This window comes from Agathobaculum sp. Marseille-P7918, from assembly GCF_964248325.1.
In the GTDB taxonomy this organism is placed as follows: Bacteria; Bacillota; Clostridia; order Oscillospirales; family Butyricicoccaceae; genus Agathobaculum.
In genome coordinates this window covers 14211-40372 of record NZ_CAXTXI010000008.1, presented here as the reverse complement: position 1 = coordinate 40372, position 26162 = coordinate 14211, and the positions used below count along the sequence as shown (strand labels likewise).

Genomic DNA, 26162 nt, shown 5'->3' with positions numbered 1-26162 from the left:
TGAAACGAAATTTGTCCGATACCGTTCCTTCTTTCCTCCACCTGTTACGGCACGGGATCATACGGCCCGCGTTTGGAGAAGGGATGGCACCGGCAGATGCGTTTGAACGCCAGCCAGCCGCCTTTGAGCGCGCCGTATTTCTCAATAGCCTCTATCGCATACTGCGAACAGGTTGGGATATAACGGCAGCAGGGCGGTCTGGCCGGTGAAATGTGCCGACGGTAAAACCGGATTGCCGCCAGCAGAAAACGCTTCATGACCGAGCTGCCGCGACTTTATTCTCCTGCAAAGCACGCAGCAGCGATTTTTCAATTTCCAAATAGGTTGCGCCCACCGCGCGGCTGCGCGCGACAAGCACCAAATCCACGCCCACCGCAAATTCGTCCTCATGCAGACGATACGCCTCGCGGAACAGGCGTTTGACGCGGTTTCTCTGCACCGCGCCGGCCAGCTTGGCGCTGACCGTCAGCCCCAGTCGGTTATATCCCAATCGGTTTTTCCGGCAGTACAAAACCAAATGCCTGCCCGCCGAAGAAACGCCCCGATGATACAGCCGTCGGAACTCATGGTTTTCCTTCAAGGATATCGTGTTTTTCATCTTTTTCTCCTCGTTTTTCCGATGCCCGGGAAAAAACGGAAGGTAACGCCCGTTTAGAGCGTTATCTCAATTTCTTTGCAGCTAAGTATGTTTGCAAAGCTGGCCGTATCGCTTGTGTTCCGGCGGATACGACCCAAAACCTTTTCGCCGGTTTCCCCTGTCAAACAGAAAAAAAAGCTTTTAGCCTGTCCCTTTTTGACATAAAGAAAAAGCGAACCGCAGGATAAAGCGGCTCGCTTCGTTTTTCCTCCGCGCCGCCGGCGCGTATTGAAAAATCGGGTTTCGCTTAGTGCGTCAGGCGTGCGCGGCCCTTGGCACGGCGACGGGCCAGTACCTTGCGGCCGTTCGACGTACGCATACGCTTACGGAAACCATGCTCCTTGGAGCGCTGACGCTTCTTGGGCTGATACGTTCTCTTCATTTCTTCGTGCACCTCCCTGTTTTTGGATTTACGGATGGGCACCGGCATAGGTCCGGCGCGAGACGCGGGCATATGCCGCTGCCTGTCCGCAGAATATGAGACAATAATTATTATCCTATAGAAACCCCAAAATGTCAAGGTTTTTTTGCGTTTTCAACATCTTGGGGAAAAGTTTCAAAATGATACTACAAATTGGGCCGGCATTCGAAAAAATGCAAAAATTTATACACAAATTTCCGCACAGCTGTGTAAAACCCTTGCTGTTGAAACTGCCCGAAACTTGTGATATTATATTATTATCTATGTACTTATATCGACAGGAGGCGCCCCATGGCTAATAATATATTGGAAATGGCGCTCGAACGCCTTGAACGCGATTTCCCGCCGTCCAGCCTTTCCGCCTGGTTCGACGATGCAACGGTTGTTTCTTTTACGGACAACCGTTTGATTTTGCATTCTCCGGTCCAGTTCAAAAAGGAGTTTATCGACCAGAAATTCATCGAGCCGCTGCAAAACGCGCTGTATGAGCTGACGGGCGATCCGACAACTGTTGTGGTCGTCACCGGCGAGTATACTGCGCCGACTACCAGCTCCTCCCCCTATGACGATTACACCTTTGAGCGGTTTATCGTCGGCTCGAGCAACAAATTTGCACATGCGGCAGCGCTCGCGGTCGCACAGCGTCCGGCGGCGGAAAATAACCCGCTGTTCATTTACGGTAACTCCGGACTGGGCAAAACCCATCTGATGTACGCAATTGCGAATGTTTTGCGCCGCACGCATCCGGAATTTCGCATCATCTATGTCAAGGGCGAGGATTTCACCAACGAGCTGATTACCGCCATTCAGGAAGGCAATGTGCAGACCTTCCGCAACAAATACCGCATGGTCGACCTGCTGCTGTTGGACGACGTACAGTTTATCGCGGGCAAGGAACGCACGCAGGAAGAGTTTTTCCATACCTTCAACGCGTTGTATGAAGCGAAAAAGCAGATTGTACTGACCTCCGACCGGCCGCCCAAGGAAATCAACACCTTGGAAGACCGCATGAAAACCCGTTTTGAATGGGGCCTGCTGGCCGATATTCAGCCGCCGGACTTTGAAACCCGTATCGCCATCATCCGTGATAAGGCGATTAAGATGGGAGTAGACCTGCCCGACGATGTTTCCACCTACATTGCGGAGAATATTCAGGCCAACATCCGACAGCTGGAAGGCGCGGTCAAAAAAATCAAAGCCATGCATGAGCTGATGGGCGAACGCATCACGGTTGCGCTGGCGGAAAACGCAATCGACGCCCTGCGCATTGAAAATCCCGGCCTCAATCCCACCCCCGAACGCATTATGGAGGCTGTCGCCAACTATTTCTATATCCCTGTCGAGCAGATGATCTCACAAAACCGCTCCAAAGACGTCGCCTATCCGCGTCAGATGGCGATGTATATGATTCGTCAGGAGCTGGAATACTCCTTCCCCGATATCGCCAAAATCTTTAAGCGCGACCATACGACGGTAATGCACGCCTGCAACAAAATCGAGGAAGAGCGCAAGAACTCCAGAGAGACCGAAGAGGTCATCAAAAAGCTGCACAACAACATCCGCGGGGAATAAAAATCTATCCACATATCCCTGTGGATTCCACAAGACTTGTCCTGTGGATAAAAAAACAGACTGTGGAAGCTGTGGAGCGCGCAGAATTCATCCACATCCTCCTGTGTACGACATTTCCCGCACCACGTCTGACTTTGCACCGTTTTTCCCCAATTTCCCCAGCCTCTACTACTACGATAAAAACCTATCCTGTTTTTTCTTACGATTTCCAAAGAAAGAGGAACGTCCGATGAAATTCTCCTGTGAAAAAGAAACACTGCTCAGTCTGATCGGTACTGCCTCCCGTGCTGTAACAGGCAAAAGCGCTATGCCGCTGCTTGAAGGACTTCTGGTTACCGCAGAAACCGATTCACTGACTTTGACCGGCTATGACCTTTCCATGGGCATTCGCACCACTGCCGAAGCCGATATTGTCGAACCCGGCAGCATTGTGCTCAACGCCAAGCTGTTTTACGACATTGTTCGCAAGCTGCCGCAGGATGTCGTCTATCTGGAAACCGACGACAAGCTGCTGACCACCATCAAATGCGGCCGCGCAGTATTCAATCTGGTTGCAACCGAAGCCGACGAATATCCGGCTCTGGCAGAGGTTTCCGCCGACACCGGCTTTTCTCTGCCGCAGTCCATGCTCAAAAGCATGATTGCCCAGACGATTTTCTCGGTATCCGACAACGAATCCAAACCTATCCACACGGGTTGTTTATTTGAGCTCGAAGGTAACCGTTTGAACGTTGTTGCGGTCGACGGCTATCGACTGTCTGTACGCCGCGAAACCGTAGAAGGCATTTCCGGGGACATGAAATTCGTTGTGCCCGGCCCGTCGCTGCGCGAAATAGAGCGCATTTTAACCGAAGAGGATGGCAGCGTTGAGATTTTCCCCGACCGAAAGAACATTTTGTTCCGCATCGGCGGCACAACACTTATCACCCGTTTGATTGACGGCGAATTTCTCAATTACCGTGCGGCTATCCCGTCGGAATTTGAATATGTCGTCAAGGCCGACCGGCATGAGCTGATTACCTGCATCGAGCGCGTCTCTCTGATTGTTTCCGAAAAGCTGAAAAACCCGGTCAGATTCCATTTTGACGGCTCGTACGTGCAGATGTCCTGCATCACTGCGGTCGGCAAAAGCTATGACGAATGCGCGTTTGAAGGCATGATTGACGATTTGGAAATCGGCTTTAACAATCGTTATATTCTGGACGCGCTGCGCGCTGCCGGTGATGATACCGTCAAGATTCAGCTCAAGGGCGCGCTCAATCCGATTGTCATTTCACCGCTCGAAGGCGATAAATACACCTATCTGGTGCTGCCGGTGAGGTTGAAGGCCAATGACTGAAATTAAAATAGAGACAGACTTCATTAAATTGGATGCGCTGTTAAAATTTGCTAATTTAGTTATGTCCGGCGGTGAGGCAAAAATCCGTATTGCCGAAGGCGAAGTGCTGGTAAACGGCGAAAGCTGCACGATGCGCGGCAAAAAGCTGCGCCCGGGCGACACCGTGACGCTCGACGGCGAAACCGTCAAAATTGTATGAATATCCGTTCGCTGGAGCTGGAGCAGTTCCGAAATTACGAGCATGCACGGTTTACATTTGACCCCGCAGTCAATCTGATTTGCGGTGAAAACGGACAGGGAAAAACCAATCTGCTCGAAGCCGCCGCCGCCTGCTCCACCATGCGGTTATTCCGCACCGCGCAGAAAAAAGAGGGTCTGCGATTTGGCGAGGACCACGCGCGGATTGTAGCCGATTTTCAGGCGCAAGGGCGTGATTTTACGCTGGAATTGCGTCTTTCACGCATGAAATCCATGGAAATTTACAAAAACGGCGTGCGGCAGAAGCGGCAGTCGGATGCGCAGGGCATTTTAAAAACCGTTCTGTTTTGCCCGGAGGATTTGATGCTGGTACGGCAGGGCGCGGGCGCGAGACGGCGCTTTCTGGATACTGCGCTGTGCCAGCTGCGTCCATACTATGCACGCTATCTGGAGGAATATAACCGCCTGCATGAGCACAAAACGCGCATTCTGCGCGACAGCGAGGAAAAACCCTCGCTTTTATCCATGTGGGAGGATTTTTCGCTGCGCATGGCGCATATCGGCGCGCAGATTATCCGCTACCGCGCGTATTACTGCAAAAAACTGCTCGAAGCGGCGGCAAATGTTTATGCCGACATTGCGCCGCAGGAGGTGCTCTCCGGCGAATATCAGACCGTTTCGTCGGTCACCGACCCCTTTGCATCTGCAAAGCAAATCGAACAGGAGCTAATCGACCACGTTCTGCGCCACAAACAGGCCGAAATTGCGGCGCGAAGCTGCCTGTCCGGTCCGCATAAGGATGATTTGGTGCTGCTGCTCGATGGACGCAGCGCAGCGTCCTACGGCTCGCAGGGGCAGGTGCGCACCTGTACGCTGTCGCTCAAGCTTGCCGAGCGCGAGCTGTTTTTCGGAGAGGACGGCGAGTATCCGGTTTTGCTGCTCGACGACGTGCTTTCCGAGCTGGACCGCCGGCGGCAGGACTTCGTTTTAAACCGCATTTCCGCCGGTCAGGTGATGATTACCTGCTGCGAGGACGGTATTTCGGATAAGCTGCGCGCAGGCGCGGTTTTCCAAATACAAAATGGTAAAATCATTTGAGTTTTTCCGTCTGTTCGGTACACAAAACCTGAAAAAAGTGGTATAATTAGAATAGAATACAGCTCGAGGGACAGACCGGCGGACGATATTTCGCGCGGTGGCTGCATGTTTCTGCGCGCGGCCGTTCCACGGTCTGTTATTTTGTCCATTTTGTGGGAAAACAGGAGGCTTTTCCATGTATCTGCATTTGGGACAGGATTATATTGTGCCGCTGCAAAGCGTGGTTGCCGTGTTCGATATGGATACCGCCACTGCATCCAAACGTACTGCTCGATTGGTGGAGCGATTACAGGATGAGGGACGTATCATCGAGCTGTATGAGGATCTGCCGCGGGCAGGAGTGTTATGCGAAAATGCGCTGGGTGAAACGCTGTATTTGACCAGCCTGTCGCCACAGGCATTGCAGCGCCGCGCGGAAAAGGCATATGCCATATAAACTTGCGTGCGAAGTACGCAAATTGAAAATCGTTACCGCAATTTCTGGAAAGGAAATTAAATCATATGAGTGAAGAAATGGAAATTAAGGACGAAGTGCTCGACCTGAAGGTCACCGACACCTATGACGAAAGTCAGATTCAGGTGCTCGAAGGACTGGAAGCCGTGCGCAAGCGTCCGGGCATGTATATTGGCTCGACCTCGGCGCGCGGCCTGCACCATCTGGTGTATGAGATTGTCGACAACTCAATCGACGAGGCGCTGGCGGGCTACTGCACCCATATTGAGGTGACGATTGAAAAGGGCGACGTCATCCGCGTCACGGACAACGGCCGCGGCATCCCCTGCGGCATTCATCCGCAAATGGGCATTCCGACGCTTGAGGTTGTACTGACCGTGCTGCACGCGGGCGGTAAGTTCGACGGCTCGGGCTATAAGGTGTCCGGCGGCCTGCACGGCGTAGGTTCGTCGGTTGTTAACGCTCTGTCCGACTGGCTGGAGGCTGAGGTGCGCGATGGACACACCAAGCACTACATGCGCTTTGAGCGCGGTGTAACGCAGGTCAAAATGCGGGATACGCCCTGTGAAAGCGAGACGGGCACGACCATCCGCTTTCATGCCGACCCGGAAATCTTCGAGACGACGGTTTATGAGTTCGACGTGCTGGAAAAGCGGCTGCGTGAGCAGGCGTTTTTGAACGCGGGTCTGAAAATCACGCTGCGTGACGAGCGCGACGATGAGCCGGTCGAGGAGGTTATGCACTACGAGGGCGGTATCCGTCAGTTTGTGCAGCACCTCAACCGCACCAAGACCCCGCTGCATGAGCAGGTCATTTACATGGAAGGCAGCCGCGATACCTCGATGGCGGAGGTTGCCATGCAGTACACCGACAGTTACAGCGAGCTGCTGCTGTCCTTTGCCAACAACATCAACACGACCGAGGGCGGCACGCATGAAACCGGCTTCAAAGCCGCGCTCACCCGCGTGCTCAACGAATACGGCCGCAAATACAAGCTGCTCAAGGATGACGAGTCCTTCAAGGGAGAGGACGCGCGCGAGGGCCTGACCGCAATCATCTCGGTCAAATTGCAGGAAGCGCAGTTTGAGGGCCAGACCAAGACCAAGTTGGGCAACAGCGATATGCGCACGCTGGTGGACGCGATGGTGTCCGAAAAGCTGATGACCTTCTTTGAGGAGAATCCGCAGGTCGCGCGCACGATTATCGACAAGGCGCAAACCGCCGCCCGCGCACGCGAAGCGGCAAAGAAGGCGCGCGAGATGACGCGGCGCAAGTCCGCGCTTGACTCGGCCTCCCTGCCCGGCAAGCTGGCCGACTGTATTGAAAAAGACCCGACCTATACCGAAATTTACATCGTCGAGGGTGATTCCGCAGGCGGTTCGGCCAAGGAAGGCCGCGACCGGCGGCATCAGGCGATTCTGCCGCTCTGGGGCAAGATGCTCAACGTCGAAAAGGCGCGCCTCGACCGTGTATACGGCAACGATAAGCTCACCCCGATGATTACCGCGTTCGGCGCAGGCTTTGGTGACGATTTTGATTTGTCCAAGCTGCGTTACGGTAAAATCATCCTGATGGCCGATGCCGACGTCGACGGCAGCCATATCCGCACGCTGCTGCTGACCTTCTTCTTCCGCTTCATGCGGCCGCTCATCGAGCATGGACATGTGTTTATCGCGCAGCCGCCGCTGTTCAAGAACGAAAAGGGCAAGGATGTGCGCTATACCTACACCGACGAACAACAGCGCGCCTGCATCGCTGAAATGGGCGAGGGCGTGCGCGTGCAGCGCTACAAAGGTCTGGGTGAGATGGACCCGCAGCAGCTGTGGGAGACCACCATGGACCCGGCAAACCGCACGCTGCTGCAGGTGACGATGGACGACGCGGCGGCGGCAGACGAAACGTTTGCGCTGCTGATGGGCGAAAAAGTCGAGCCGCGGCGCGAGTTTATCGAGAAAAACGCCAAGTATGTTATGAATCTGGACGTCTGATGCGCGGACGGTATGCATAATAACGCCAACAATTCCGGAGGCAAAGAATGAGTCAAGAATACGAACAGCAAAAAATATTGCAGGTCGATCTCGAAAAAGAGATGAAAAAGAGCTACATCGACTATGCGATGAGCGTCATTGTCGGCCGCGCGCTGCCCGATGTGCGCGACGGCTTAAAGCCCGTACACCGCCGCATCCTGTACGCGATGTACGAGGACGGCCTGACCTCGGATAAGCCCTACCGTAAGTCGGCTACGACCGTCGGTAATGTGCTCGGCCGTTATCATCCGCACGGCGACGCATCGGTTTACGATGCTTTGGTGCGCATGGCGCAGCCGTTTTCGCTGCACTATCCGCTGATTGACGGTCACGGCAACTTCGGTTCGGTCGACGGCGACCCCCCGGCAGCTTACCGTTACACCGAGGCCCGCATGGCCAAGATTGCCAACTACATGCTGGCCGATATCAAGAAAAATACGGTCGACTTCGGACCGAACTTTGACGAAGAGCTCAAAGAACCGGTTGTGCTGCCCTCCCGTTTCCCCAACCTGCTGGTCAACGGCTCGTCGGGCATCGCGGTCGGCATGGCGACCAATATCCCGCCGCACAACCTGACCGAGGTGATTGACGGCATCTGCTATGTCATCGATCATCCGGAAGCTGAGATGGACGAAATCTGTCAGTTCATCAAGGGACCGGACTTCCCGACCGGCGGCGTCATCATGGGCCGCAGCGGCATCCGCGCGGCGTATGCGACCGGCCGCGGTAAAATCAAGGTGCGCGCCAAGACCGAGATTGTCGACCTGCCGAACGGCAAGAGCCAGATTCTCATTACCGAGATTCCCTACATGGTCAACAAGGCGCGTCTGGTTGAGTCCATGGCGAACCTCGTCAAGGATAAGCGCGTGGACGGCATCACCAACATTCAGGACCATTCCTCGCGTGAGGGCATGCAGATTGTGGTCGATATCCGCCGCGACGCAAACGCACAGGTCATTCTCAACCAGCTGTTTACCTATACCCAGCTTGAGGATACCATCTCGATGATTCATATTGCGCTCGTGCCGTCGGGCGCAGCGGGTAAGCTGCAGCCGCGCGTGCTCACGCTGCGGCAAATCATCGACCAGTATGTCGTATTCCAGAAGGATGTTGTCGAGCGCCGCACGCGCTTTGATTTGAAAAAGGCGCAGGACCGCGCGCATATCCTTGAGGGTCTCAAGGTTGCAACCGATAATATCGACCGTATTATCGCTATCATCCGTGCGTCCAAAAACGAGGCGGAAGCCAAGGTCAACCTGATGGCTGAGCCGTTCTGGATTGACCAGATTGCACTGCTCGGCATTGTGGACGGCTCGGAACACTTCGAGTTCCACCTCGACGAGCCGCAGGCACAGGCGATTGTCGATATGCGTCTGGGCCGTCTGTCCGGTCTGGAGCAGGAGAAAATCAACGACGAATACAAGGAACTGGAAGGTAAAATCGCAAACTTTGAGGAAATTCTGTCGTGCGACGCGAATATCCTCGCGGTCGTTAAGGCCGAGCTGCAGGAAATCAAGCAGAAGTACGGCGATGAGCGCCATACCGAGATTGCAAACGTCGCGGACGAAATCGATATTGAGGATTTGATTGAGGAGCAGACTTGTGCTTACACGCTGACCCATTTCGGCTATATCAAGCGTCAGCCGACCTCGGTTTACCGTGCACAGCGGCGCGGCGGCCGTGGTGTGTCCGCGATGAGCACGCGCGAAGAGGATTTCGCCAAGGATATCTTTACCGCGTCGACGCATGATACCATTCTGTTCTTCTCCAACCGCGGTAAGGTATATAAGCTCAAAGGTTATCAGATTCCCGAAACCGGCCGCTCGGCAAAGGGTATGAACATTGTCAACCTCTTAGAGCTGGAAAGCGATGAGAAAATCACCGCGATGTTCGCCATCAAGGAGTTTGCAGACGATAAATTCCTGTTCTTTGTCACCCGTCAGGGCGTTGCCAAGCGCGTGGTGCTGTCTGATTTGCAGAATATCCGCCGCGCAGGGTTGCGCGCGCTCAATCTCAATGAGGATGATGCACTCGTGGATGTGCGCCTGACCGACGGCGAGCAGAATATCCTGATTGCAACGCATGAAGGCCGCGCGATTTGCTTTGACGAGAACGAAGTGCGTGCAATGGGCCGCACGGCGACCGGTGTGCGCGGCATTCGCCTGAGCGAAGGCGACTATGTTGTCGGCGCGGCGCGGGCGCGCAAAGGTGCGTACGTGTTGTCGATTACCGAGAACGGCTACGGCAAGCGCACGCCTGTTGAGGAGTTTACGATTCATCACCGCGGCGGCGGCGGCATGATGCTGCATAACCTGACTGCAAAGACCGGCTTGGTGGCCGGCATCGCGGTTGTGGACAGCGATAACGATGTGATGATTATCACGGATGATGGCGTTATCATTCGTACGGGCTGTGAGGAAATCCGCGAATGCGGCAGAGGCAGCCAGGGCGTTATCGTGATGCGTACAAGCGAGGACGTGAAGGTTATCTCGATTGCCCGCACAGATAAGCAGGAAGAGGACGAGACCGCCGAGGATGGCGAATCGGCTGAATCCACCGAGGCTACGGAAGAATAAGCAAAAAAGGGCGCACGAAAGTGCGTCCTTTTTCTGTGTCCCCTGCCGGGTGCAAAAAATTATCCACAATACTGTGGAAAAAAGAAAATGAATATTGACTGAATGCATGTCATGTGATATATTTATCACACAAAGATACAAATATATCACATGTGGGAGGGATATATTATGACACTGACTCGTGCAAAGCTGCTCCATGCCGGCGCATGGGGCGTGCTTGTTGTCCTGTGGGTGTTTGCCAAAAACTACGGCCCGATCAAAGCACAGCCGTGGCAGGGAATTTTGATTGCACTGTGCATGGTGCTGCTGATCGGTCTGGTGCTGCTGGAAATCGGTGTAGGTGTAGAAAAGCCGGACGAGCGCGCACACGCCAATGCCTACAAGGCCAATTCCCTGCTGTTCAATGCGCTCAACTTTGCGCTTTTGCTGTACATCGCCTTCGGAGATAAGGCTCCGCTTACCATCCCTTATGAGTATACGCTGTTGCTGATGGCGGTGCTCAACGTCTTTCAGGATGTGGCGTTTCTGTATTACGAGCGCCGGGATGTGTGACCGCCATGCTGAAAACACGCATCAAAGAGCTGCGTGCCGCGCGCGGTATGGATCAGGCACAGCTGGCGGAACTGGTCGGTGTACGGCGCGAAACGATCGGCAGACTGGAAAACGGGCAGTACAATCCATCACTCAAGCTGGCAATGGATATTGCAAAGGTGTTCGGTTTGACCGTCGAGGAGATTTTTTCCTTTACTGAGGAATGAGCAGCAAATTTTATATTAAAAAAATACCGCTTTTCTTATGAAAAGCGGTATTTGTGTATCCTTAATAATAGAAACGGTAATTACTCCGCAGTGTAGGGCAGCAGAGCAATGTGACGGGCGCGCTTGATCGCCTCGGTCAGCTGGCGCTGATGACGCGCGCAGGTACCGGTCATACGGCGGGGCAGAATCTTGCCGCGCTCAGACATATACTTGCGAAGCTTGCCGGCATCCTTATAATCAACGTGCTCGACTTTATCAACACAGAAAGCGCAAACCTTGCGGCGGCGACGGCCGCGCTGCGGGCGCTCTGCACGCTCCGGACGGGGCGTGAATTCCTTCTTGGTTTCTTCCATTGTCGCGTAACCTCCTTCAGTTTAGAATGGGACATCGCCGTCGTCATCGGCCAGCTCCTGAAAATCCGAATCGCCTGCGGGCAAATCGAATGCCGGAGTTACCTGAGACGCGGCAGGCTCGGGCCGCATCTGCGATCCGTTATCATAGCCGCCGTAACCGCCGCCGGCATAACCGGCGTTTGCCTCGCGGGACTTTTTGGTCTCGCCGAAGGAAACTTCATCACAGTTTACTTCAATTGCAGTGCGGTTGTTGCCGTTCTGATCCTGCCACTGGCGGGACTGAACACGACCCACTACGATTGCCATGACGCCCTTTGCAAACCACTGTGAAACAAACTCCGCCTGACGGCCCCACGCGACACAGTCGATGAAGTCGGTCTGGCGTTCGCCGTTCGGGCCTTTGCGGTCACGATCGATCGCAAGGCGGAACGAGCACACAGCCATGTTGGATTGCGTATGGCGCAGCTCGGGATCGCGGGTCAAACGACCCATCAGAATAGCCTTGTTGAGCATTGGTCGTTCACCGCCTTAGTCGTCCAGGCAGACGATCAGGGAACGCATGATGCCGTCCGTAATCTTGTAGATACGGTCCAGCTCAGCCGGGAACTCCGGCTTGGACTCAAAACGGATCAGGGTGTAGACACCCTCGTTCTGGTCCTCGATCGGGTACGCCAGACGGCGCTTGCCCCAATCTTCCACTTCCACGTTCGTGCCGTTCGCCTCAACGAGAGACTTGAACTTGTCCACAACAGCGGTAGCCGCTGCCTCTTCCAGCGTGGGGTTGACAATGAAGATTGTCTCGTACTTGCCAGAAATCTTTGCCATTTTCTTAGCACCTCCTTTTGGACTTTTGGCCCATATCCTCTGATATGAGCAAGGATACTTTACTATTATAACGAATAGCCAGAAAAAGTCAAGGAAAAATTAAAAAAAAGATTGACGAAAGTGAAAAAACATGATATACTATCAAGGCTGACATACGGAAGTACTGTCAGAAAATATTGTTGCTTGCGTGGCTCAGTTGGTAGAGCAGCGCATTCGTAATGCGCAGGTCGCCGGTTCGAGTCCGGCCGCAAGCTCCACAAAAAACCCGTTATTTCGAAAGAAATAACGGGTTTTTTGTACTTTTTAGGGCATTACAATTTTCCCAACCGGCGAGTTGGTGTTTATTTGGTGTTTACGTTGGTGTTTATAACTGCTGATAATAGTGCATAACTTGCGCTATAATGCCGATATTTGTTGCGGCGTTTACAATGGATAAATTATTTTACAGCTAACTGATGATTTCATTGAAAGCATGCCACTCATTCATGACATATTCTTTTTTCCATGCGTGGCTGTTTTCGGACGAAGAATATTATCCAGATATTGAGAAGCTGCCTCTTCAGATGATTGGATTGCATGGGCATAGATTTTACTGGTTGTGCTGGAATTTGCATGTCCAGCGCGGGCTGCTACTGTGGTAAGTGGAATGCCGCCGGCAATTTGCAGTGTGATATTGGTGTGACGAATGCTATGCAAGTGAATGTCCGGTAAGTCGGAATTTAAAATAAATGTATGAAACCAATTCGTTATTGTACTGGGATGGATCGGCGCACCATTCCACTGAACAAGGATACGTCCTGAATTCTGCCACCGATCTCCCAGTTTCAAACGTTGTTCTTTTTGTTGCAGTCTGTATTTTTTAAGTAGTTGGATAACATGATCTGGTACTTTAATTGGTCGTATTGAAGAAGTGTTTTTTGTTTCATCTGTAAATATCCCCTTTCCCGGAAGGTATAAAGAGGAACGGCTGACGTTAATAATCGCATGTTTGAAGTTGATATCTTTCCATTCCAAACCGCAAATCTCACCTCGTCTCATGCCTGTATATAAGGCCAGAACAACAATGACCTGATGCTGCAATGTATCAGACTGTACAAGATCCAACAAATGACTGGCCTGTTTTTCATCCAGAAAGAGTACATCTTTATGGCTCAGTTTTGGCGGTTGAACACGTTCACACGGATTGTACGGAATCAGTTGCCATTTAACAGCAGTGGATAAAATAGAAGAAAGGACAGCATGATGCTTACGGATCGTGGAAGAATCCAACTTTTGTTTCACATTTGGGATGATAAATATCTCTGCGAGCGTTTTATCTAGTGTATGACAGATTTTTTCTGCAGATTGTATGGAAACAGGTCGATTATTACAGGCTTCACAAAGAGTTCGGATCGATATATTTGAAGATTTTGCAAAGGATTCCATCGTAAAACCATTGGATCGAACCATCTGCTTTAAGTCGATGTGTTTATTTTTTGAAAGAGATATTGCACGCTGTGCCACGCCCTCTTCCGAGAGACTTTGATATAAGGAAATAATATGCTTTGGACGGAGCTTATCTAAACGAATATGGCCGATTGACTGATTTAATCGATCAATAATTTGGCGATAACTTCGAATGGTAGTAGGACGAAGCTGTACCTCGGCATAATCACGAAGCCATTGCTCACAAAAGTCACAAAAACGGATATTTCCGTCTAATATTTGTCCTAATTGGACCTGCTCTTCAAATAGTACGGCCTGGCGATTGACTTCTTTCTCAATCTGTTTTGCAGTCATACCGATGGGCGGTGTCCATGTCATGGTATGGCGAATTTGATGGCCGTTCATATCATATCCGTCAGAAACACTGATGCGATAGCTTTGCCCCCGTTTCTCGATTGTTGCCATTTGGATGATCATCTCGCTTTCCAAATATCCAACGCAGACATCATCTCAGATTCGGATAATTCTCCAGCCCGGTAAGAATGTTCAAGCTGTTTGGACTTTTGTTTGAATTCTTCAAACTGTCTTGCATATTCTGGTTGTTCCGGATAACGCTCTTTTTGATTTCTCAATCTGTTATATATTCTCTTCAGTTCGTTTTTCACCTTATCATTTTTTATTTTATTTTGTGAATATTGTTTGGGGCCAATATCTCGACAAGTTTGTTTGCCTTCACGAATACGAGAACAGTATTCAATATTATTGTTTCCGATAGGTACAAAATACCGGCCGCAAAGTTTACATTTTTTAATTGTATAGCCATTTTCAATAATCATTTTAAGCATGTCTGCCAAGAAAACGCTGAAATTAGAAGCAACTATTGTTTTTTTCTTTAAAGTAGGGATTTTTTTTGTAAACTCATGAAAAGAAGTATGGAATCCGTTACTATCCTTGTTGGAATAATGTTCACGCAGTAATCGCTTTTCTAACTCAGCATTCTCATTCATTTTGCCATGCACAGGATAGTAATCAAAAACCTGATACCGTTGACGAAAAGAATCAAAATAACCCGGTGCACCATATAATGAAGGTTGATTTATATAAGCCTTACAATATTCCTGGAGCAAAATAAAATCAAACCAAGCGTCTTCATATGTTTTAGTTAAAAAGAGGCGTGCTTCCTCATACGATAATTGTTTATACTCCTTGGTCTTTTCCAATTCCAAATGACCTTCGATGATATCATCCAGCATTATCATTTGAGAAAAAGGAGCATATTTTCTTTTCAAAAGATTTTTATCAACTATCTCGTTTGTTTGATATAGCTCGGATGTGTTTAGCAGATAATTAACAAGTTCAGAAATAAATTTTTGAACATCTATGGCTAAAAAATCACAGAATAAAGTAAAAGGTGCTTGAATAACAGGAGAAAATTTTGGTCGATATTCCTTTTCATTTCGATCCGATGGAAAAGGTCCCAATTCCATTTCATCTGGAAGCGGAGAATTTATTCCATAAATAGGAAATGAATACTCACTCATGAGTGAATGATATAAATCTGAATTCAGAAAACCGCATGAAGAAACCATATCATGGATCCAAAGATGCTCACAATAATCATTGCTGATATATTGGTTGGATAATACAAGAATACACTCACCCTGTGTTTTAGAGTTTTTTTCTATATCAAGACGTGCTGTATAATAATAGCTTGGACATTCGCGATGAAGTTTTTTATTTTCCATAAAATCAGCTCCTACGTTTAATTATATGCAAAAAAAGTTTGTTGTCAAATTTCATTTTATAATAAAAAATAATACAAACAACAAAAGCCAAAACATAGAAATATAAAATAAAATTAGGTTTATTTTGAGAATATTCAATCTGGTTTTTCTGTGTTACAATAGGTTTGTAGAATAAAAGAACAGAAAGGAGTGCACAGCATGAAATTGCGATATGCAGATGAAGCTGTAAAGGAAATAAAACAGATTGATCCATCAAGTGCTGTAACAGCCAGAATGATACGCAGCTTAATAAAAAAACAAGTCATTCCATCAATTCCTGTTGGTAATGGTTGTCGCAAATTAATTGATTTAGACGTATTGATGGATTATCTGTCCGACCCAACGAAATATGGTGATAAATATGCCACGAAGTCCATATAGAAGAAATAAGGTTCCGTTTCCGCCTTGGTTTACAAAGATAGAAACTGGTATGGAACGAAAGTACATACGAATTGGCGAAACAATGATCAAATCGGAAGCATGGAACACATTGCCGTCATCTACAACAAAATTACTACTTTGCATGATGTACGTGGCGAACGGAAAACAACACTTTCAATTTCCTTGTCATCTTGCAGTTCAGTGCGGTTTTTCACGTAGCAGTTTCTGGCGCTACCGTGACGAACTGATTGCTTATGGTTTTATCGAAGTCGTTGCAAATAATAAGCTGCAGCGCCGCAATAATGTGTATGGCTTTTGCTCAAAGTGGAAGGAATTTTCCAATAAAAATTAACAAAAAAGAGTGGATACCCCGCGGCACGTCTGCCACGGGGTATTTTTGCGAGCAAAAAACAATCTTCGTGACGCCATTCACGAGGCTCGCGCGCGTGCGTATCACACCCAGACGTCCGAGGGCGATCAACACGATCTTACTCCAGATGACGGAAGCCTTCATCACGGATGTTGCGGGCTGCATTGTGGTCACGGCGGATGGTCACACCACAGTGCGGACAGGTGATGGATTTTACACTGAGCGGCTGCTTGCCCAGATATGCGCCACAGCAGGAGCAAATCTGGGATGATGGGTAATGCTGGTCCACGCGGATCAGTTTCTTGCCGTTCTGATGCAGGATCTGTTCGAGCTTACGGAAAAAAGCGGCACAGGCATTGTCATTGAGTTTGGACGCCAACGAGGGATTTGCCTGTTTCATAGCAGCCAGATCCAGCGTTTCGACACAGATTGCATCATGTTCTTTACAGAGCTTATAAGCCTGCTGATACTGCCAGTTGCGGCGCTGATACACGATATGTCGTTCCAGCTTGGCGGCACGCTGTTTCTGTTTGTACCAACGACGACTACCCGGACGAAACCGAGCTGCTGCACGATGATACCGGCGAAGCTGTTCTTGTGCTATCCTGCGATAACCTGGATAACCAGCGTTTTCACCGGTATTGGTGACATACAGGCCGTTCTGCGTGTAATCCAGACCGACCACATTTTCATAAAGCACCGGCTGCTCTTCTGCAATCGGGAGAGAGACCGCCAGCACCAGATCAACACGGTATTCGGCACCATAGCAGTCTACCAGAATCTTAGCATAACGAAGCTCTGCATGATCGGGAAACGGACGATAGCCGCGTATGGCAATTGTACCGATCGATGGAATAACCAGATAATGCTCGCTGATGCCAACCGTCTTATAGGTAAACGAACGCTGCTGGCGGTCAGGCAGGCGAAAACGAATACGCTCAATCTGGTGGTCACAGAGACGGCGTGCCAGTGTCAACACATGGCTGCGAGTAACACTGAGCGCATAACGATCCTCCCGGCGTTCGGTCAGGATCTCGTGCGACTCAATCTCTTTCTGAATTGTCTCGTAGTTTTTGCCCTGTGCGACACCGCGATTGGCAAGGTCAGCCCAGTCGTTGAACGCATGATCCTGCAAGTCAAACAGTGCTTTGAGTTCCAGCTGCTGCATTTTGGTCGGGTACAAGCGATAGGAATAGGTACGGAATACGGTTTCAAACTTGGTGTTCATGTTGCTTCCTCCTTTTGTCGGATGGTTAAAATACATCAAACAAAAAATACCATGCAGGGCTTGTGGCCTACACGGTACGGAGGGTCTGAAACAAATGCGAAGCACGCCCCGCAAAACAGTCCCCATCTTGTCAAAGAGGTCAAAAAAGGGTATACTGGTTTCACGGTGCGGAGTAATCCGTTGTGTAGGTGGCGTAATCACCTGCGCAGGCGTGTGGGAGTTGCAGCTCCCATACGCTGCCGTATTTTTTATTTCTATAGATATTATATCATACGAACAAATGTTCTGCAATCATTTTTCTTATTTTTTTCTCATTGTTTATATAATAAAAAAACAGATCTTTCCAATTTGAAGATGGAGAGATCTGTTTTTATTTTTGATATCATGGGTCAGTTATTCATAAGGATTGTATCAGACGATAGAATTTTTTATGATTATTCATGTGCTTCCACTCTGTTAATTATGTCATCTATTTGAGCTATAACTTCCATCGCTGGAATTCCTTTTACGCCTTGTTCACGGTTTCTTTTTGCTTTGAGGAGATGTTCACATAATGATAGCTCAGTACAAAGTGAATTCGACATTGGAACAGTTTTATCGAGTGCAATTTGATGCAGGAACATATGAATAACCTCTGCTTCTTTCTTCAATTTCAAATTCATTTGAATGTTTAGTTTAAGCGCTTTTCTGGTTGTATTGAAATTATAGCAGGCTTAACACATGCCTTGCGCGGTCAAAGTCCTCATTCGGTACATAGACATCGTATGCGATTTGCTTATCAACGAGTTGTCCGAAGGTGCCGCCGCTCAAATTTGACTGTTTCTTTTTGACAAGAAAGGAAATGTCATTCGCTTTCAGTTTTTCTTTTACCTGCAAAACATCCTCGGCAGAAAAGCTGGAAAATACCAGTTGGTGTGTTAAAAAGTACGGTAATGACATTGCAAAGCCCCCTTACTAATTATAACTACGGAAAACAGGTAAATCACAAATTCTTTTGTTAAAATTAGTATAGGATGCGAAGAAAATGATATCAATTGCATAATGCGACAAATATTTATCCTATTTTTATCTAAAACAACGGTACGAAAATCCGGTTAAATGGACACAGGCCTGACGGTTTTTCTTACATGAGATATTTATAAGGGCTCTGTCCAAAATCTTTTTTCCCGAAGCCGTCCGATGAGCCTCTGAAATTTCTCCCTATCTTTCTCCAAGCACAGAAAATAATAGGCGGTTTGGAAGTCCTCGTCTTCAATGGGGATCACCACTTTATTTTCCACCGGACGTTCTGGGTCAAAAGCATCGGTGACAAAGGAAGGGAAAGCACCCAGTCCCACCAACTCGCCAAACGCATCCCACTCGTTCATAAAAAGAAAATGAGCATCAGGCAGCTTTTTCCGGCATACCTGCGTCCAGAATCCAATCTCTGAGTAAAGCAGGAGGTTTTGGTGTGCCAGATCATCGGCATGGATAACCGGAAGCTGCGCCAAGGGGTGATCTATGGGCACCAGCAGACTGAGGTGCTCCTCTCGGTAGGCAAAGGAGAACAGTTCCGCGTCCTGAGGCGGTGCTTGATGGGTAACCACAATCTGATATCGCCCTTGTCGAAGGCCATCCAGCAGCGCTTCATCCGAATCGTTCAACTCTGCGCAAACCATCACACCATCATACAGTTTCCGAAACAGTGGCTTCAGATCCTGAATGGGAACTGGGGCGCAAGAGCCTAGGGAAATTCTCTGTCTGGACCTGTGTGCCAGTCGCACCCGTTCTGTCAGTTCTTCTGCCGCTGAGAGCACATGTCTGGCCTGCTCCACAGCTACCTCCCCTGTTTCATTCAGGGCAATGCGGTTTTTCTGCCGGGTAAAGAGGACTGCTTTCAGCTCCTCTTCCAACGCCTGCATGGTCCGGCTCAGGGAGGGCTGGGAAATGTGCAGGGCTTCCGCTGCCTTGGATAGAGTACCGTATTCGGCAAACGCCACCAGCTGCCGAAGCTGCTCGAGTTCTATCATAGGGACTCACCTCGTTTTATGTTCCCATTATAACAGGATAGAAAGTCTCCAACAAGTCAGTATGCATAATATGAATAATACTATGTAAGATTGGTTCTGTACTTTTCTATATCATGCCATTAGAATAACTTCAGAATCAATAAGTATGCTGATGATGAATGGAGAATGCAAAATGGATTATGTGACTTTGAATAATGGCGTGAAGATGCCTATGGAGGGATTTGGCGTATTTCAAGTGCCGGACCCAGTTCAGTGTGAGCAGGCGGTGCTTGATGCCATTGACACCGGTTATCGCCTGATTGACACGGCGGCGGCTTACATGAATGAGCAGGCCGTGGGTGCGGCAATCGCCAAATGCGGTGTCCCACGGGAAGAGTTGTTCATAACCACCAAGCTGTGGGTACAGGATGCAGGCTATGAGGCAGCGAAAAAAGCCCTCCAAACCTCTTTGGATAACCTGGGTTTGGATTATCTGGATTTGTATTTGATTCACCAGCCGGTGGGAGATTATATCGGCGCTTGGCGGGCTATGGAGGAAGCTTACCGGGAGGGTAAGCTGCGGGCCATTGGTGTGTGCAACTTCAATGCCGCCCGACTGCTGGATTTCTGTGAATCCGTAGAGATGCGCCCGGCAGTGAATCAGGTGGAGATTCATCCATTCTTCCATCAGAAGGAAGCCATGAAGATCATGTCGGACTACGGCGTAACGCCTGAGGCATGGGGTCCTTTTGCCGAAGGAAAGTTCGATATCTTTACAAACCCCGTTTTGACAGAGATTGGCCGTTCCCACGGTAAGACCGCGGCTCAGGTGGCACTGCGGTGGAATATCCAGCGGGGCGTGGTAGTTATCCCCAAGACTGTGCATAAAGATCGCATGGAGCAGAATTTTGATATTTGGGACTTTTCGTTGACTCAGGATGAAATGGCAAAAATCGATATTCTGGATATGGGACATAGCAACATTGTGGATCATAACAACCCTGAGTTTATCAAGATGCTTCACAATCTCAAGGTTCACGCATGAGGGAAAAATTGCTGTAATTTTCTAATGTAAATGTGAGCTTGTGCAAGCCTGTCAAAATGCTGCGAAGCTGACCGTCTAGGGCATCTATTTTTTCAAGGATTTTCGCTGCGAAAATCCTTGAATTTTGAATTCGAGTAATTTTCGCACTTTCCGATGCGCAAAATGCTAGACGCTGTCTAGGGTTTTAGGCATTCGACATGCCATTTCAGAGGCTCTCCCATTTAGAGTGCTTTTTTGCCCAGAAAAAAGGGGCGTGAAAGGCCCTTATTTTCTTTAGAATTTTCGCACTCAATTTTCCATCTTCAAAGAGCCAACAGGAAGACAATTATTCGGTTCAAATATAAGCATTTTTTGCAGCTAAACCGTACCCAAAAAGTTATTAGGATCAGCGATTCAAAAGTGTGTTGAGCCTCATTCAGAACGTCGAAAAAAATACTTGTGTCAACCATGAGATTAGAACATTTTTTCATGTTTTTATTGAATCATATTGTTCACAAAAAAGAAGAATCACCCATGCAAGAGCGATTCTTCTTTTCATTTTACCACTTTAGCGGCTTCGAATAGGGTGTTGTCTTAATATTGAGACTTAACAGCTTCAAAATGCACACGATATCCGGTCAGGCCAAGTTCCTCAATCAGGCCACCGCGCACACTGTAGTAATCGTTGCCGATTTTAACGCCGCCACCATTTGCCAATGTAACCAAGAACGCTCTTTCACCGTTCATTTCAGCTTCATAATCGCTCTGCGTCATCGACAGCTTGAATTCGCCGGAGCCATCCGAATTGCTTTCGAACATAGTGATATATACGTCTTGATCCATATCCTTAACAGCTAATTTAACGGCATGCTGGAACGGGCGACCCTTTTCATAGAGCTGATATTTAACCGTCTTTGTGATGATTTGCTCGCCGCTGTTTTCCAGATAAGCCAGATAATCATCGGTGAATTCGTCCATCTTCAGATAGCTTGGAATTTCAGCGACTTCATGATCTTTGGATTCATTCGGATCTCTGTAGATGATCGGAATCAATCGATCCTTGAAAATTGCATCCTGAGCAACGATATAAGTATTGCCGTTCAAAACAAACTTTTCATCTAAGCTGTATTCCTGACCATTGACAATCAGCGCAGTATCCTTGCCGTCAACAGTCACAACGCCGTCGATCATCACACCGTTACGATCGATCTTGCCCTCGTTTTCATCCGGCTGCTCCGGCTCTTCGGTCTCCTGACCCTCGGGTACATAGCTTTCATCGGTCAGGATGTCAACACGCTGGTTCGCGCCGTCCCAGTTAACGCCGATATCAAAGGACTTGCAGACATCACGCAGTTTGTAGTAGTTGTTGTCGTCGATGTTGTAGCCGGTGTAGTCCATCTTGACGTTATCCTTGTAAACGACTGCCGTTGACGTTTCTGCTTTCTTGGATGCGGAGCCGATGGCGCCCAATTCGCCGCCTACAATCGTATAAGCTTTGCCGGATGTCAAATCAATGCGCTGTGCATCGTTGTTCCAGCTTACCTCGAACTGCTTTTCGCTGCCGTTTACGATGGCCGCAATATCACGCAGCTTAAAATAATTGTTGCCATTGATTTCATACGCTGCGACATTTGCCTTCGTTCCATCGACGTAAATCGCATGGGGAGACGGCTGGGCTGTCTGCTGATTGCCTGACGCTGCACTCGCAAAGGTCGCCAGCATGCTTGCAGCCAGTAGGCTGGAAATGAGTTTTTTAAACATAGGGCATCCCTCCTGCCTTTCATTGATACTTTGTCCATATGCACGGAATGTTTTTCTTTATTATACATCTTTCTCATATCAGGTGCAATCCGTTTGTAAAAAATAGAATACATTTTTGTATTCTATTAGCTACTATTCGATAAATACATTTTTGACTATGCTTGAAGCATACTAAAATGTATCTAAAATGGCGGAGACGGAAAACGATGGATTTGCAGAAGTTTGGGGAAGCACTGAGAGAAGAACGAAAAAAGCGCGGCTTGACTTCCGATCAATTAGCTGAGCTATGCGAGCGCACACCAGTCTATATTCGGCAGTTGGAAGCGGGTATCAAAACCCCCAGCTTAAAGACGCTCATTGCACTGTGCAATGCTTTGCCATGCTCCCCGGAGCAGCTCTTGACCAATGAATTGCGTTACCATGAGTGGGATAACGCCACTGATTTGATGCGTCAATTCCATGCACTGACACCCAAACAGCAGGAACAACTAAAAATATTGATGGATACCTTTTTCCACAGCGGGTCATAGGTTTGGCCATTGCAATGCGTCTCTGTCAAAATAGAGAAACTACCTTGCAGCTGTTTCGTATTTTGGGACATTCTTTATGATCAATCATTCTTGAAGAGGTGGCAGCATGAAAAACCCCTCACGCGGTAAGAAAATGTTTTTTCTTTTTCTTGCAACGATACTGATTATGGTGCTGATCTGGAAAACTGACCATCCAGTTGCGGAGTATGCCAAAACCGGTGTCCGCCTATCCGATCTATCCGAACAGGAATGTGTTGACTTTGTGGTGTCAAAGGGTGTCGAGATGCCGCTTTATTATGAGCAATCGCCCTACTTTGCAGGCGTGACCAAAGAAATGATCACTTATTATGAGGAGAACCCTTATTCATTAAGGAGCGGTACACTAGGAAGTCCGACACAAGCAAATTATTTTGAAGATATCCGCAGAATTGTCAATGAATATTACGGAATTTATAACGTAGAATATTTGCCAAAATATGATGTCTGAGCGGAACACCTGACCAGACTAAGCTATTTTATCATAATGACTGACGCAAAGATACCCGGTCTGCATCATGTAGATACAGACCGGGTATCTTTTTGTGTTACGGCACTCTTTTCCATCATCAGCATCTATACATACTTTACAAAAGCAAGAGTTAATTTTTTATCGGTTATATCTGATAAAATCTTGATAATTCTCCTTCTTTTCAGGTATACTGAGTATAGTGAAAACGAATCGATCACAGGAAGGGGCGACTGCGCTATGATTTTACGAGAACGCTATATGAACCGAATTCGGCCGTTTATCGGCAGCGATCTCATCAAGGTGATGACAGGCATGCGCCGCAGCGGCAAGTCGGTCATGATGGAACTGATTCGGGAAGAGCTGCTTTCCAACGGGGTTTCCACCGAGCACTGTATCACGATCAACTTTGAAGATATGCGCAACAGCCATCTGTGTACGGCGCAGGCACTGCACGATGAGATCCTCCGGCGCACTGACAAAATGGACGGCAAGGTATATCTGTTCTTTGACGAGATCCAAGAGGTGGACGGCTGGGAGAAATGCGTTAACTCTTTCCGCGTGGAAATGGATTGCGACATCTATGTCACCGGCTCTAATGCGAAACTGCTGTCCGGTGAGCTGGCCACCTATCTGGGCGGACGATACGTCGAATTTGTCATCTATCCCTTTTCGTTCGAAGAGTTTATCCAGTTGTATCGCACGGTATTTCCGGAAGCGACGCCTGCTCAGTGTTTCCAGAAATATCTGACTGCCGGCGGCATGCCCTATCTGTCCAACCTGCACTTTGAAGCAGAACCCTGCAGGCAATATCTGACCGACCTGTTTAACTCGGTGCAGCTCAAGGATATTGTCCGGCGCGGCAAGATACGGGACGTCGATCTGCTGGAACGCATTGTCGCGTATGTGATGACCAATATCGGCACAACCTTTTCGGCAACCTCACTGGTCAAATACTTTAAGAGCGAACAGCGCGTGGTTTCGGCAGAAACCGTGCTCAATTACATCAAGTACTGCACGGAAGCCTATCTGTTCTATCAGGTCAAACGGCAGGATTTACAGGGCAAACAGATCCTGTCCACCAACGAGAAGTACTATATCGCTGATCACGGCATTCGGGAAGCGGTTTATGGCGGCAACATGCGTGACATAAACTTGATCCTCGAGAACATCGTTTATCTCGAGCTGCTGCGCAGGGGCTATCAGGTGACCGTGGGCAAAGTGGGAGACAAAGAGGTAGACTTTGTTTGCAGCAAACAGGATCAGAAGCTGTATGTGCAGGTAACTTATCTGCTGGCCTCGGAAGATACCGTGCAGCGTGAATTTGGTACTTTCGATGGCATCCGGGATAATTTCCCCAAATACGTCGTTTCGATGGATGAGATTGACCTCAGCCGGGACGGGATCAAGCACTGCAATATCCGGGACTTCCTGCTGATGGATGCGTGGTATTGACGGAACCCGTTTCATGGCACGATGCACGGGACAAAGAAGAAAATCGGCACGGAACTCCGTGCCGATTTTTATTTTTCCTGCCTGCTTTGGTTGACTACTTCTCGTCGAGTCAAATCTATTTCTAAACTTTTTGTATCGGGGATTTCATTCGCCGTGTTATACTTGATGCCGATAATCCTTCTTGAGTACTTAGCATAATCATGATAATATACATACAAGGTGATTGATATGAAAATGATCCGACCAGTTTCTGATTTACGAAATAACTTTGCTGAAATCTCGAAGACCGTTCATGAAACCGCTCAGCCTGTTTTTCTTACCAAAAATGGGTATGGCGACATGGTTGTTTTGAGTATGGAAGCTTATGAAAATCTACAATTCGAAAGCGAAGTATACTGTAAGCTCCAACAGGCAGAGCAAGAAGCGGCGCTTACAGGGCAGCGATATTTTTCCAAGGATGTTCTCGCCGCAATGAGGGACGCTATCAAGGAGGAATAAGGAGGTACCACGTAGAGTTTTTGCCATCTGCTCGGCAGGATATTGTGGGAATTGCTCGGTATATTGGACGTGAACTTTGCAATCCAGAGGCGGCAAGATACCAATGTATTGCTAAAAAAAACAATAATCAAACTGACAATAATAGAGGCGCATATCCAGGTCGTAACCCGTGTTGGTTTCAAAATGCTTGGACAGGCGGCCATTGAGTAGCGCAGTCGAAAGCAGCAGAGAAATCAGCAACGCAAATTCTTCTTCGATGCTGCCGATCTGGTTGTCCTTGATGTCGACCACGACCAGCTCATTCGTGTGATCCTTTAGAAAGCGCTCGGCATGGTCGCTGATGCAGCGATACGCGTCGACGCTCTTGACCAGAAATACAAAAAAGCAGAAGATTTCATCCTAATAAGTTTCTGTATATAAAAAAATCCGGCCTTGAAAGGCCGGATTTTGCTTTTGTAATTAGATGCTGAGGTTATCCCATAAGAGCGTAATTGGCGGCTTGGCAGAGAGCCATTCACTGCTCCGGCAGGTATTCGACGATATCTGTCAAATCACAATCCAACACCTTACACAACGCGTCCAGCGTATTGGTGGATACGGACTCACCGGCTTTCAATCGACGAATGGTGGAACTGCTGATACCGCCCATGACTTGTAATGTATAGGTAGTTGCGCCACGACGCTCCATCGTTTTCCACAACGGTGCATAGGAGATCACTGAGCAGTCCCCTTTCTCTCACTTGATATATCTCTATTATTGCCTATAATAGTGATATAGTGTTATGGGCAATATTGCCTATATAGAGTGAGAAGGGAAACCGTATAAAAGTTTTGAAAGACGGGCGCTATTGCTGATTTTCGCATTTGGGGTTGCAATGCCATGTTACCTTCTGGCGGTATGGTCATTGACGATTCGAGGCATACAGAAAATGCTCTATAAAAAATGACGAAAATC

The 26162-nt window shown here is 48.6% G+C and carries 31 protein-coding genes and 1 tRNA gene; 17 read left to right on the top strand and 15 right to left on the bottom strand.

Annotated elements, in window-relative coordinates:
• Window positions 1-44: 44 nt before the first annotated feature.
• The 3 genes from yidD to rpmH form a co-directional block, all read right to left on the bottom strand.
• Window positions 45-257 (bottom strand): membrane protein insertion efficiency factor YidD, encoded by a 213-nt coding sequence (gene yidD, locus ACESSO_RS11310; protein ID WP_302665116.1) that lies wholly within the window; start codon window positions 255-257, stop codon window positions 45-47.
• Window positions 254-598 (bottom strand): ribonuclease P protein component, encoded by a 345-nt coding sequence (rnpA, locus tag ACESSO_RS11305; RefSeq protein ID WP_297274686.1) that lies wholly within the window; start codon window positions 596-598, stop codon window positions 254-256. Before rnpA ends, yidD begins: the two co-directional genes overlap by 4 nt.
• A gap of 286 nt (window positions 599-884) precedes the next feature.
• On the bottom strand, window positions 885-1019 hold the full coding sequence (gene rpmH / locus ACESSO_RS11300) for a 50S ribosomal protein L34 (protein ID WP_125116087.1): 135 nt from the start codon (window positions 1017-1019) through the stop codon (window positions 885-887).
• A 330-nt stretch (window positions 1020-1349) separates the two neighbouring features.
• On the opposite strand from rpmH, the gene dnaA reads away from it, so the two are divergent.
• The 9 genes from dnaA (at window position 1350) to ACESSO_RS11255 (ending at window position 11080) form a co-directional block, all read left to right on the top strand.
• The gene (dnaA, locus tag ACESSO_RS11295) at window positions 1350-2630 is read left to right on the top strand and encodes a chromosomal replication initiator protein DnaA (RefSeq protein ID WP_373165419.1); all 1281 of its coding nucleotides are present in this window, start codon (window positions 1350-1352) and stop codon (window positions 2628-2630) included.
• 229 nt (window positions 2631-2859) lie between these two features.
• Window positions 2860-3969, top strand: a complete 1110-nt coding sequence (dnaN, locus tag ACESSO_RS11290; RefSeq protein ID WP_373165417.1) for a DNA polymerase III subunit beta — start codon at window positions 2860-2862, stop codon at window positions 3967-3969.
• Complete coding sequence (locus ACESSO_RS11285) at window positions 3962-4168, top strand: RNA-binding S4 domain-containing protein (RefSeq protein WP_373165415.1); 207 nt, start codon at window positions 3962-3964, stop codon at window positions 4166-4168. Before dnaN ends, ACESSO_RS11285 begins: the two co-directional genes overlap by 8 nt.
• Window positions 4165-5265 (top strand): DNA replication/repair protein RecF, encoded by a 1101-nt coding sequence (recF, locus tag ACESSO_RS11280; protein ID WP_373165414.1) that lies wholly within the window; start codon window positions 4165-4167, stop codon window positions 5263-5265. Before ACESSO_RS11285 ends, recF begins: the two co-directional genes overlap by 4 nt.
• 175 nt (window positions 5266-5440) lie before the next feature.
• Window positions 5441-5701, top strand: coding sequence for an extracellular matrix regulator RemB (remB, locus tag ACESSO_RS11275; protein ID WP_373165412.1), 261 nt, complete (start codon window positions 5441-5443; stop codon window positions 5699-5701).
• Window positions 5702-5766: 65 nt separating this feature from the next.
• Window positions 5767-7707, top strand: a complete 1941-nt coding sequence (gene gyrB, locus ACESSO_RS11270; RefSeq protein ID WP_373165410.1) for a DNA topoisomerase (ATP-hydrolyzing) subunit B — start codon at window positions 5767-5769, stop codon at window positions 7705-7707.
• 47 nt (window positions 7708-7754) lie between these two features.
• Window positions 7755-10322: a DNA gyrase subunit A gene (gyrA, locus tag ACESSO_RS11265; protein WP_373165408.1), complete on the top strand. Its 2568-nt coding sequence runs from the start codon at window positions 7755-7757 to the stop codon at window positions 10320-10322.
• A gap of 168 nt (window positions 10323-10490) precedes the next feature.
• Window positions 10491-10874 carry a hypothetical protein gene (locus ACESSO_RS11260; RefSeq protein WP_373165406.1) on the top strand — a complete coding sequence of 128 codons (384 nt, stop codon included), beginning with the start codon at window positions 10491-10493 and terminating at the stop codon, window positions 10872-10874.
• 5 nt (window positions 10875-10879) lie between these two features.
• Window positions 10880-11080, top strand: a complete 201-nt coding sequence (locus ACESSO_RS11255; protein WP_373165405.1) for a helix-turn-helix transcriptional regulator — start codon at window positions 10880-10882, stop codon at window positions 11078-11080.
• 80 nt (window positions 11081-11160) lie between these two features.
• Here the strand turns inward: ACESSO_RS11255 and rpsR are convergent, their stop codons facing one another.
• Genes rpsR through rpsF form a run of 3 tightly spaced genes read right to left on the bottom strand, consistent with a single transcriptional unit; the run spans window position 11161 to window position 12258 of the window.
• Window positions 11161-11433 (bottom strand): 30S ribosomal protein S18, encoded by a 273-nt coding sequence (gene rpsR, locus ACESSO_RS11250; RefSeq protein WP_297283420.1) that lies wholly within the window; start codon window positions 11431-11433, stop codon window positions 11161-11163.
• A gap of 21 nt (window positions 11434-11454) precedes the next feature.
• Window positions 11455-11946: a single-stranded DNA-binding protein gene (locus ACESSO_RS11245; RefSeq protein ID WP_297283421.1), complete on the bottom strand. Its 492-nt coding sequence runs from the start codon at window positions 11944-11946 to the stop codon at window positions 11455-11457.
• A gap of 15 nt (window positions 11947-11961) precedes the next feature.
• Window positions 11962-12258, bottom strand: a complete 297-nt coding sequence (gene rpsF / locus ACESSO_RS11240) for a 30S ribosomal protein S6 (RefSeq protein ID WP_373165402.1) — start codon at window positions 12256-12258, stop codon at window positions 11962-11964.
• A 181-nt stretch (window positions 12259-12439) separates the two neighbouring features.
• On the opposite strand from rpsF, the gene ACESSO_RS11235 reads away from it, so the two are divergent.
• Window positions 12440-12515 (top strand) — tRNA-Thr (locus ACESSO_RS11235).
• A 226-nt stretch (window positions 12516-12741) separates the two neighbouring features.
• Here the strand turns inward: ACESSO_RS11235 and ACESSO_RS11230 are convergent.
• Both ACESSO_RS11230 and ACESSO_RS11225 read right to left on the bottom strand, forming a co-directional pair.
• Window positions 12742-14148 (bottom strand): tyrosine-type recombinase/integrase, encoded by a 1407-nt coding sequence (locus tag ACESSO_RS11230; protein ID WP_373165400.1) that lies wholly within the window; start codon window positions 14146-14148, stop codon window positions 12742-12744.
• 8 nt (window positions 14149-14156) lie between these two features.
• Window positions 14157-15428 carry a DUF6076 domain-containing protein gene (locus ACESSO_RS11225; protein ID WP_373165399.1) on the bottom strand — a complete coding sequence of 424 codons (1272 nt, stop codon included), beginning with the start codon at window positions 15426-15428 and terminating at the stop codon, window positions 14157-14159.
• A gap of 198 nt (window positions 15429-15626) precedes the next feature.
• On the opposite strand from ACESSO_RS11225, the gene ACESSO_RS11220 reads away from it, so the two are divergent.
• Both ACESSO_RS11220 and ACESSO_RS11215 read left to right on the top strand, forming a co-directional pair.
• Window positions 15627-15848 (top strand): hypothetical protein, encoded by a 222-nt coding sequence (locus tag ACESSO_RS11220; protein ID WP_373165397.1) that lies wholly within the window; start codon window positions 15627-15629, stop codon window positions 15846-15848.
• A gap of 49 nt (window positions 15849-15897) precedes the next feature.
• Window positions 15898-16200 carry a hypothetical protein gene (locus ACESSO_RS11215; RefSeq protein WP_373165395.1) on the top strand — a complete coding sequence of 101 codons (303 nt, stop codon included), beginning with the start codon at window positions 15898-15900 and terminating at the stop codon, window positions 16198-16200.
• A 136-nt stretch (window positions 16201-16336) separates the two neighbouring features.
• On the opposite strand, the gene ACESSO_RS11210 is transcribed toward ACESSO_RS11215, so the two are convergent.
• The 4 genes from ACESSO_RS11210 to ACESSO_RS11195 all read right to left on the bottom strand — a co-directional run bounded on the left by ACESSO_RS11210 (window position 16337) and on the right by ACESSO_RS11195 (window position 19455).
• Window positions 16337-17446 (bottom strand): RNA-guided endonuclease InsQ/TnpB family protein, encoded by a 1110-nt coding sequence (locus tag ACESSO_RS11210; RefSeq protein ID WP_373165393.1) that lies wholly within the window; start codon window positions 17444-17446, stop codon window positions 16337-16339.
• 434 nt (window positions 17447-17880) lie between these two features.
• Window positions 17881-18108 carry a hypothetical protein gene (locus ACESSO_RS11205; protein WP_373165391.1) on the bottom strand — a complete coding sequence of 76 codons (228 nt, stop codon included), beginning with the start codon at window positions 18106-18108 and terminating at the stop codon, window positions 17881-17883.
• 40 nt (window positions 18109-18148) lie between these two features.
• Window positions 18149-18385 carry a putative signal transducing protein gene (locus tag ACESSO_RS11200; protein WP_373165389.1) on the bottom strand — a complete coding sequence of 79 codons (237 nt, stop codon included), beginning with the start codon at window positions 18383-18385 and terminating at the stop codon, window positions 18149-18151.
• Window positions 18386-18582: 197 nt separating this feature from the next.
• Window positions 18583-19455 (bottom strand): LysR family transcriptional regulator, encoded by an 873-nt coding sequence (locus ACESSO_RS11195; protein WP_373165387.1) that lies wholly within the window; start codon window positions 19453-19455, stop codon window positions 18583-18585.
• 172 nt (window positions 19456-19627) lie between these two features.
• Between ACESSO_RS11195 and ACESSO_RS11190 the strand changes: the two genes are divergently transcribed.
• Window positions 19628-20479, top strand: coding sequence for an aldo/keto reductase (locus tag ACESSO_RS11190; RefSeq protein WP_373165385.1), 852 nt, complete (start codon window positions 19628-19630; stop codon window positions 20477-20479).
• A 573-nt stretch (window positions 20480-21052) separates the two neighbouring features.
• Here the strand turns inward: ACESSO_RS11190 and ACESSO_RS11185 are convergent.
• A complete protein-coding gene (locus ACESSO_RS11185) occupies window positions 21053-22219 on the bottom strand; it encodes a hypothetical protein (RefSeq protein ID WP_373165384.1) in 1167 nt (388 codons plus the stop codon).
• Between the two features lie 206 nt (window positions 22220-22425).
• Here ACESSO_RS11185 and ACESSO_RS11180 point away from each other — a divergent pair, with 206 nt between their 5' ends.
• The 4 genes from ACESSO_RS11180 to ACESSO_RS11165 all read left to right on the top strand — a co-directional run bounded on the left by ACESSO_RS11180 (window position 22426) and on the right by ACESSO_RS11165 (window position 25207).
• A complete protein-coding gene (locus tag ACESSO_RS11180) occupies window positions 22426-22749 on the top strand; it encodes a helix-turn-helix domain-containing protein (protein ID WP_302665136.1) in 324 nt (107 codons plus the stop codon).
• Between the two features lie 106 nt (window positions 22750-22855).
• Complete coding sequence (locus tag ACESSO_RS11175) at window positions 22856-23236, top strand: hypothetical protein (RefSeq protein WP_373165383.1); 381 nt, start codon at window positions 22856-22858, stop codon at window positions 23234-23236.
• Window positions 23237-23494: 258 nt separating this feature from the next.
• Window positions 23495-24709 carry an ATP-binding protein gene (locus tag ACESSO_RS11170; RefSeq protein WP_373165381.1) on the top strand — a complete coding sequence of 405 codons (1215 nt, stop codon included), beginning with the start codon at window positions 23495-23497 and terminating at the stop codon, window positions 24707-24709.
• Between the two features lie 228 nt (window positions 24710-24937).
• Window positions 24938-25207 (top strand): type II toxin-antitoxin system Phd/YefM family antitoxin, encoded by a 270-nt coding sequence (locus tag ACESSO_RS11165; protein ID WP_373165378.1) that lies wholly within the window; start codon window positions 24938-24940, stop codon window positions 25205-25207.
• A 111-nt stretch (window positions 25208-25318) separates the two neighbouring features.
• On the opposite strand, the gene ACESSO_RS11160 is transcribed toward ACESSO_RS11165, so the two are convergent.
• On the bottom strand, window positions 25319-25498 hold the full coding sequence (locus ACESSO_RS11160) for a hypothetical protein (protein ID WP_373165377.1): 180 nt from the start codon (window positions 25496-25498) through the stop codon (window positions 25319-25321).
• Window positions 25499-25721: 223 nt separating this feature from the next.
• On the bottom strand, window positions 25722-25925 hold the full coding sequence (locus ACESSO_RS11155; protein WP_373165375.1) for a helix-turn-helix domain-containing protein: 204 nt from the start codon (window positions 25923-25925) through the stop codon (window positions 25722-25724).
• Window positions 25926-26162 lie beyond the last annotated feature (237 nt).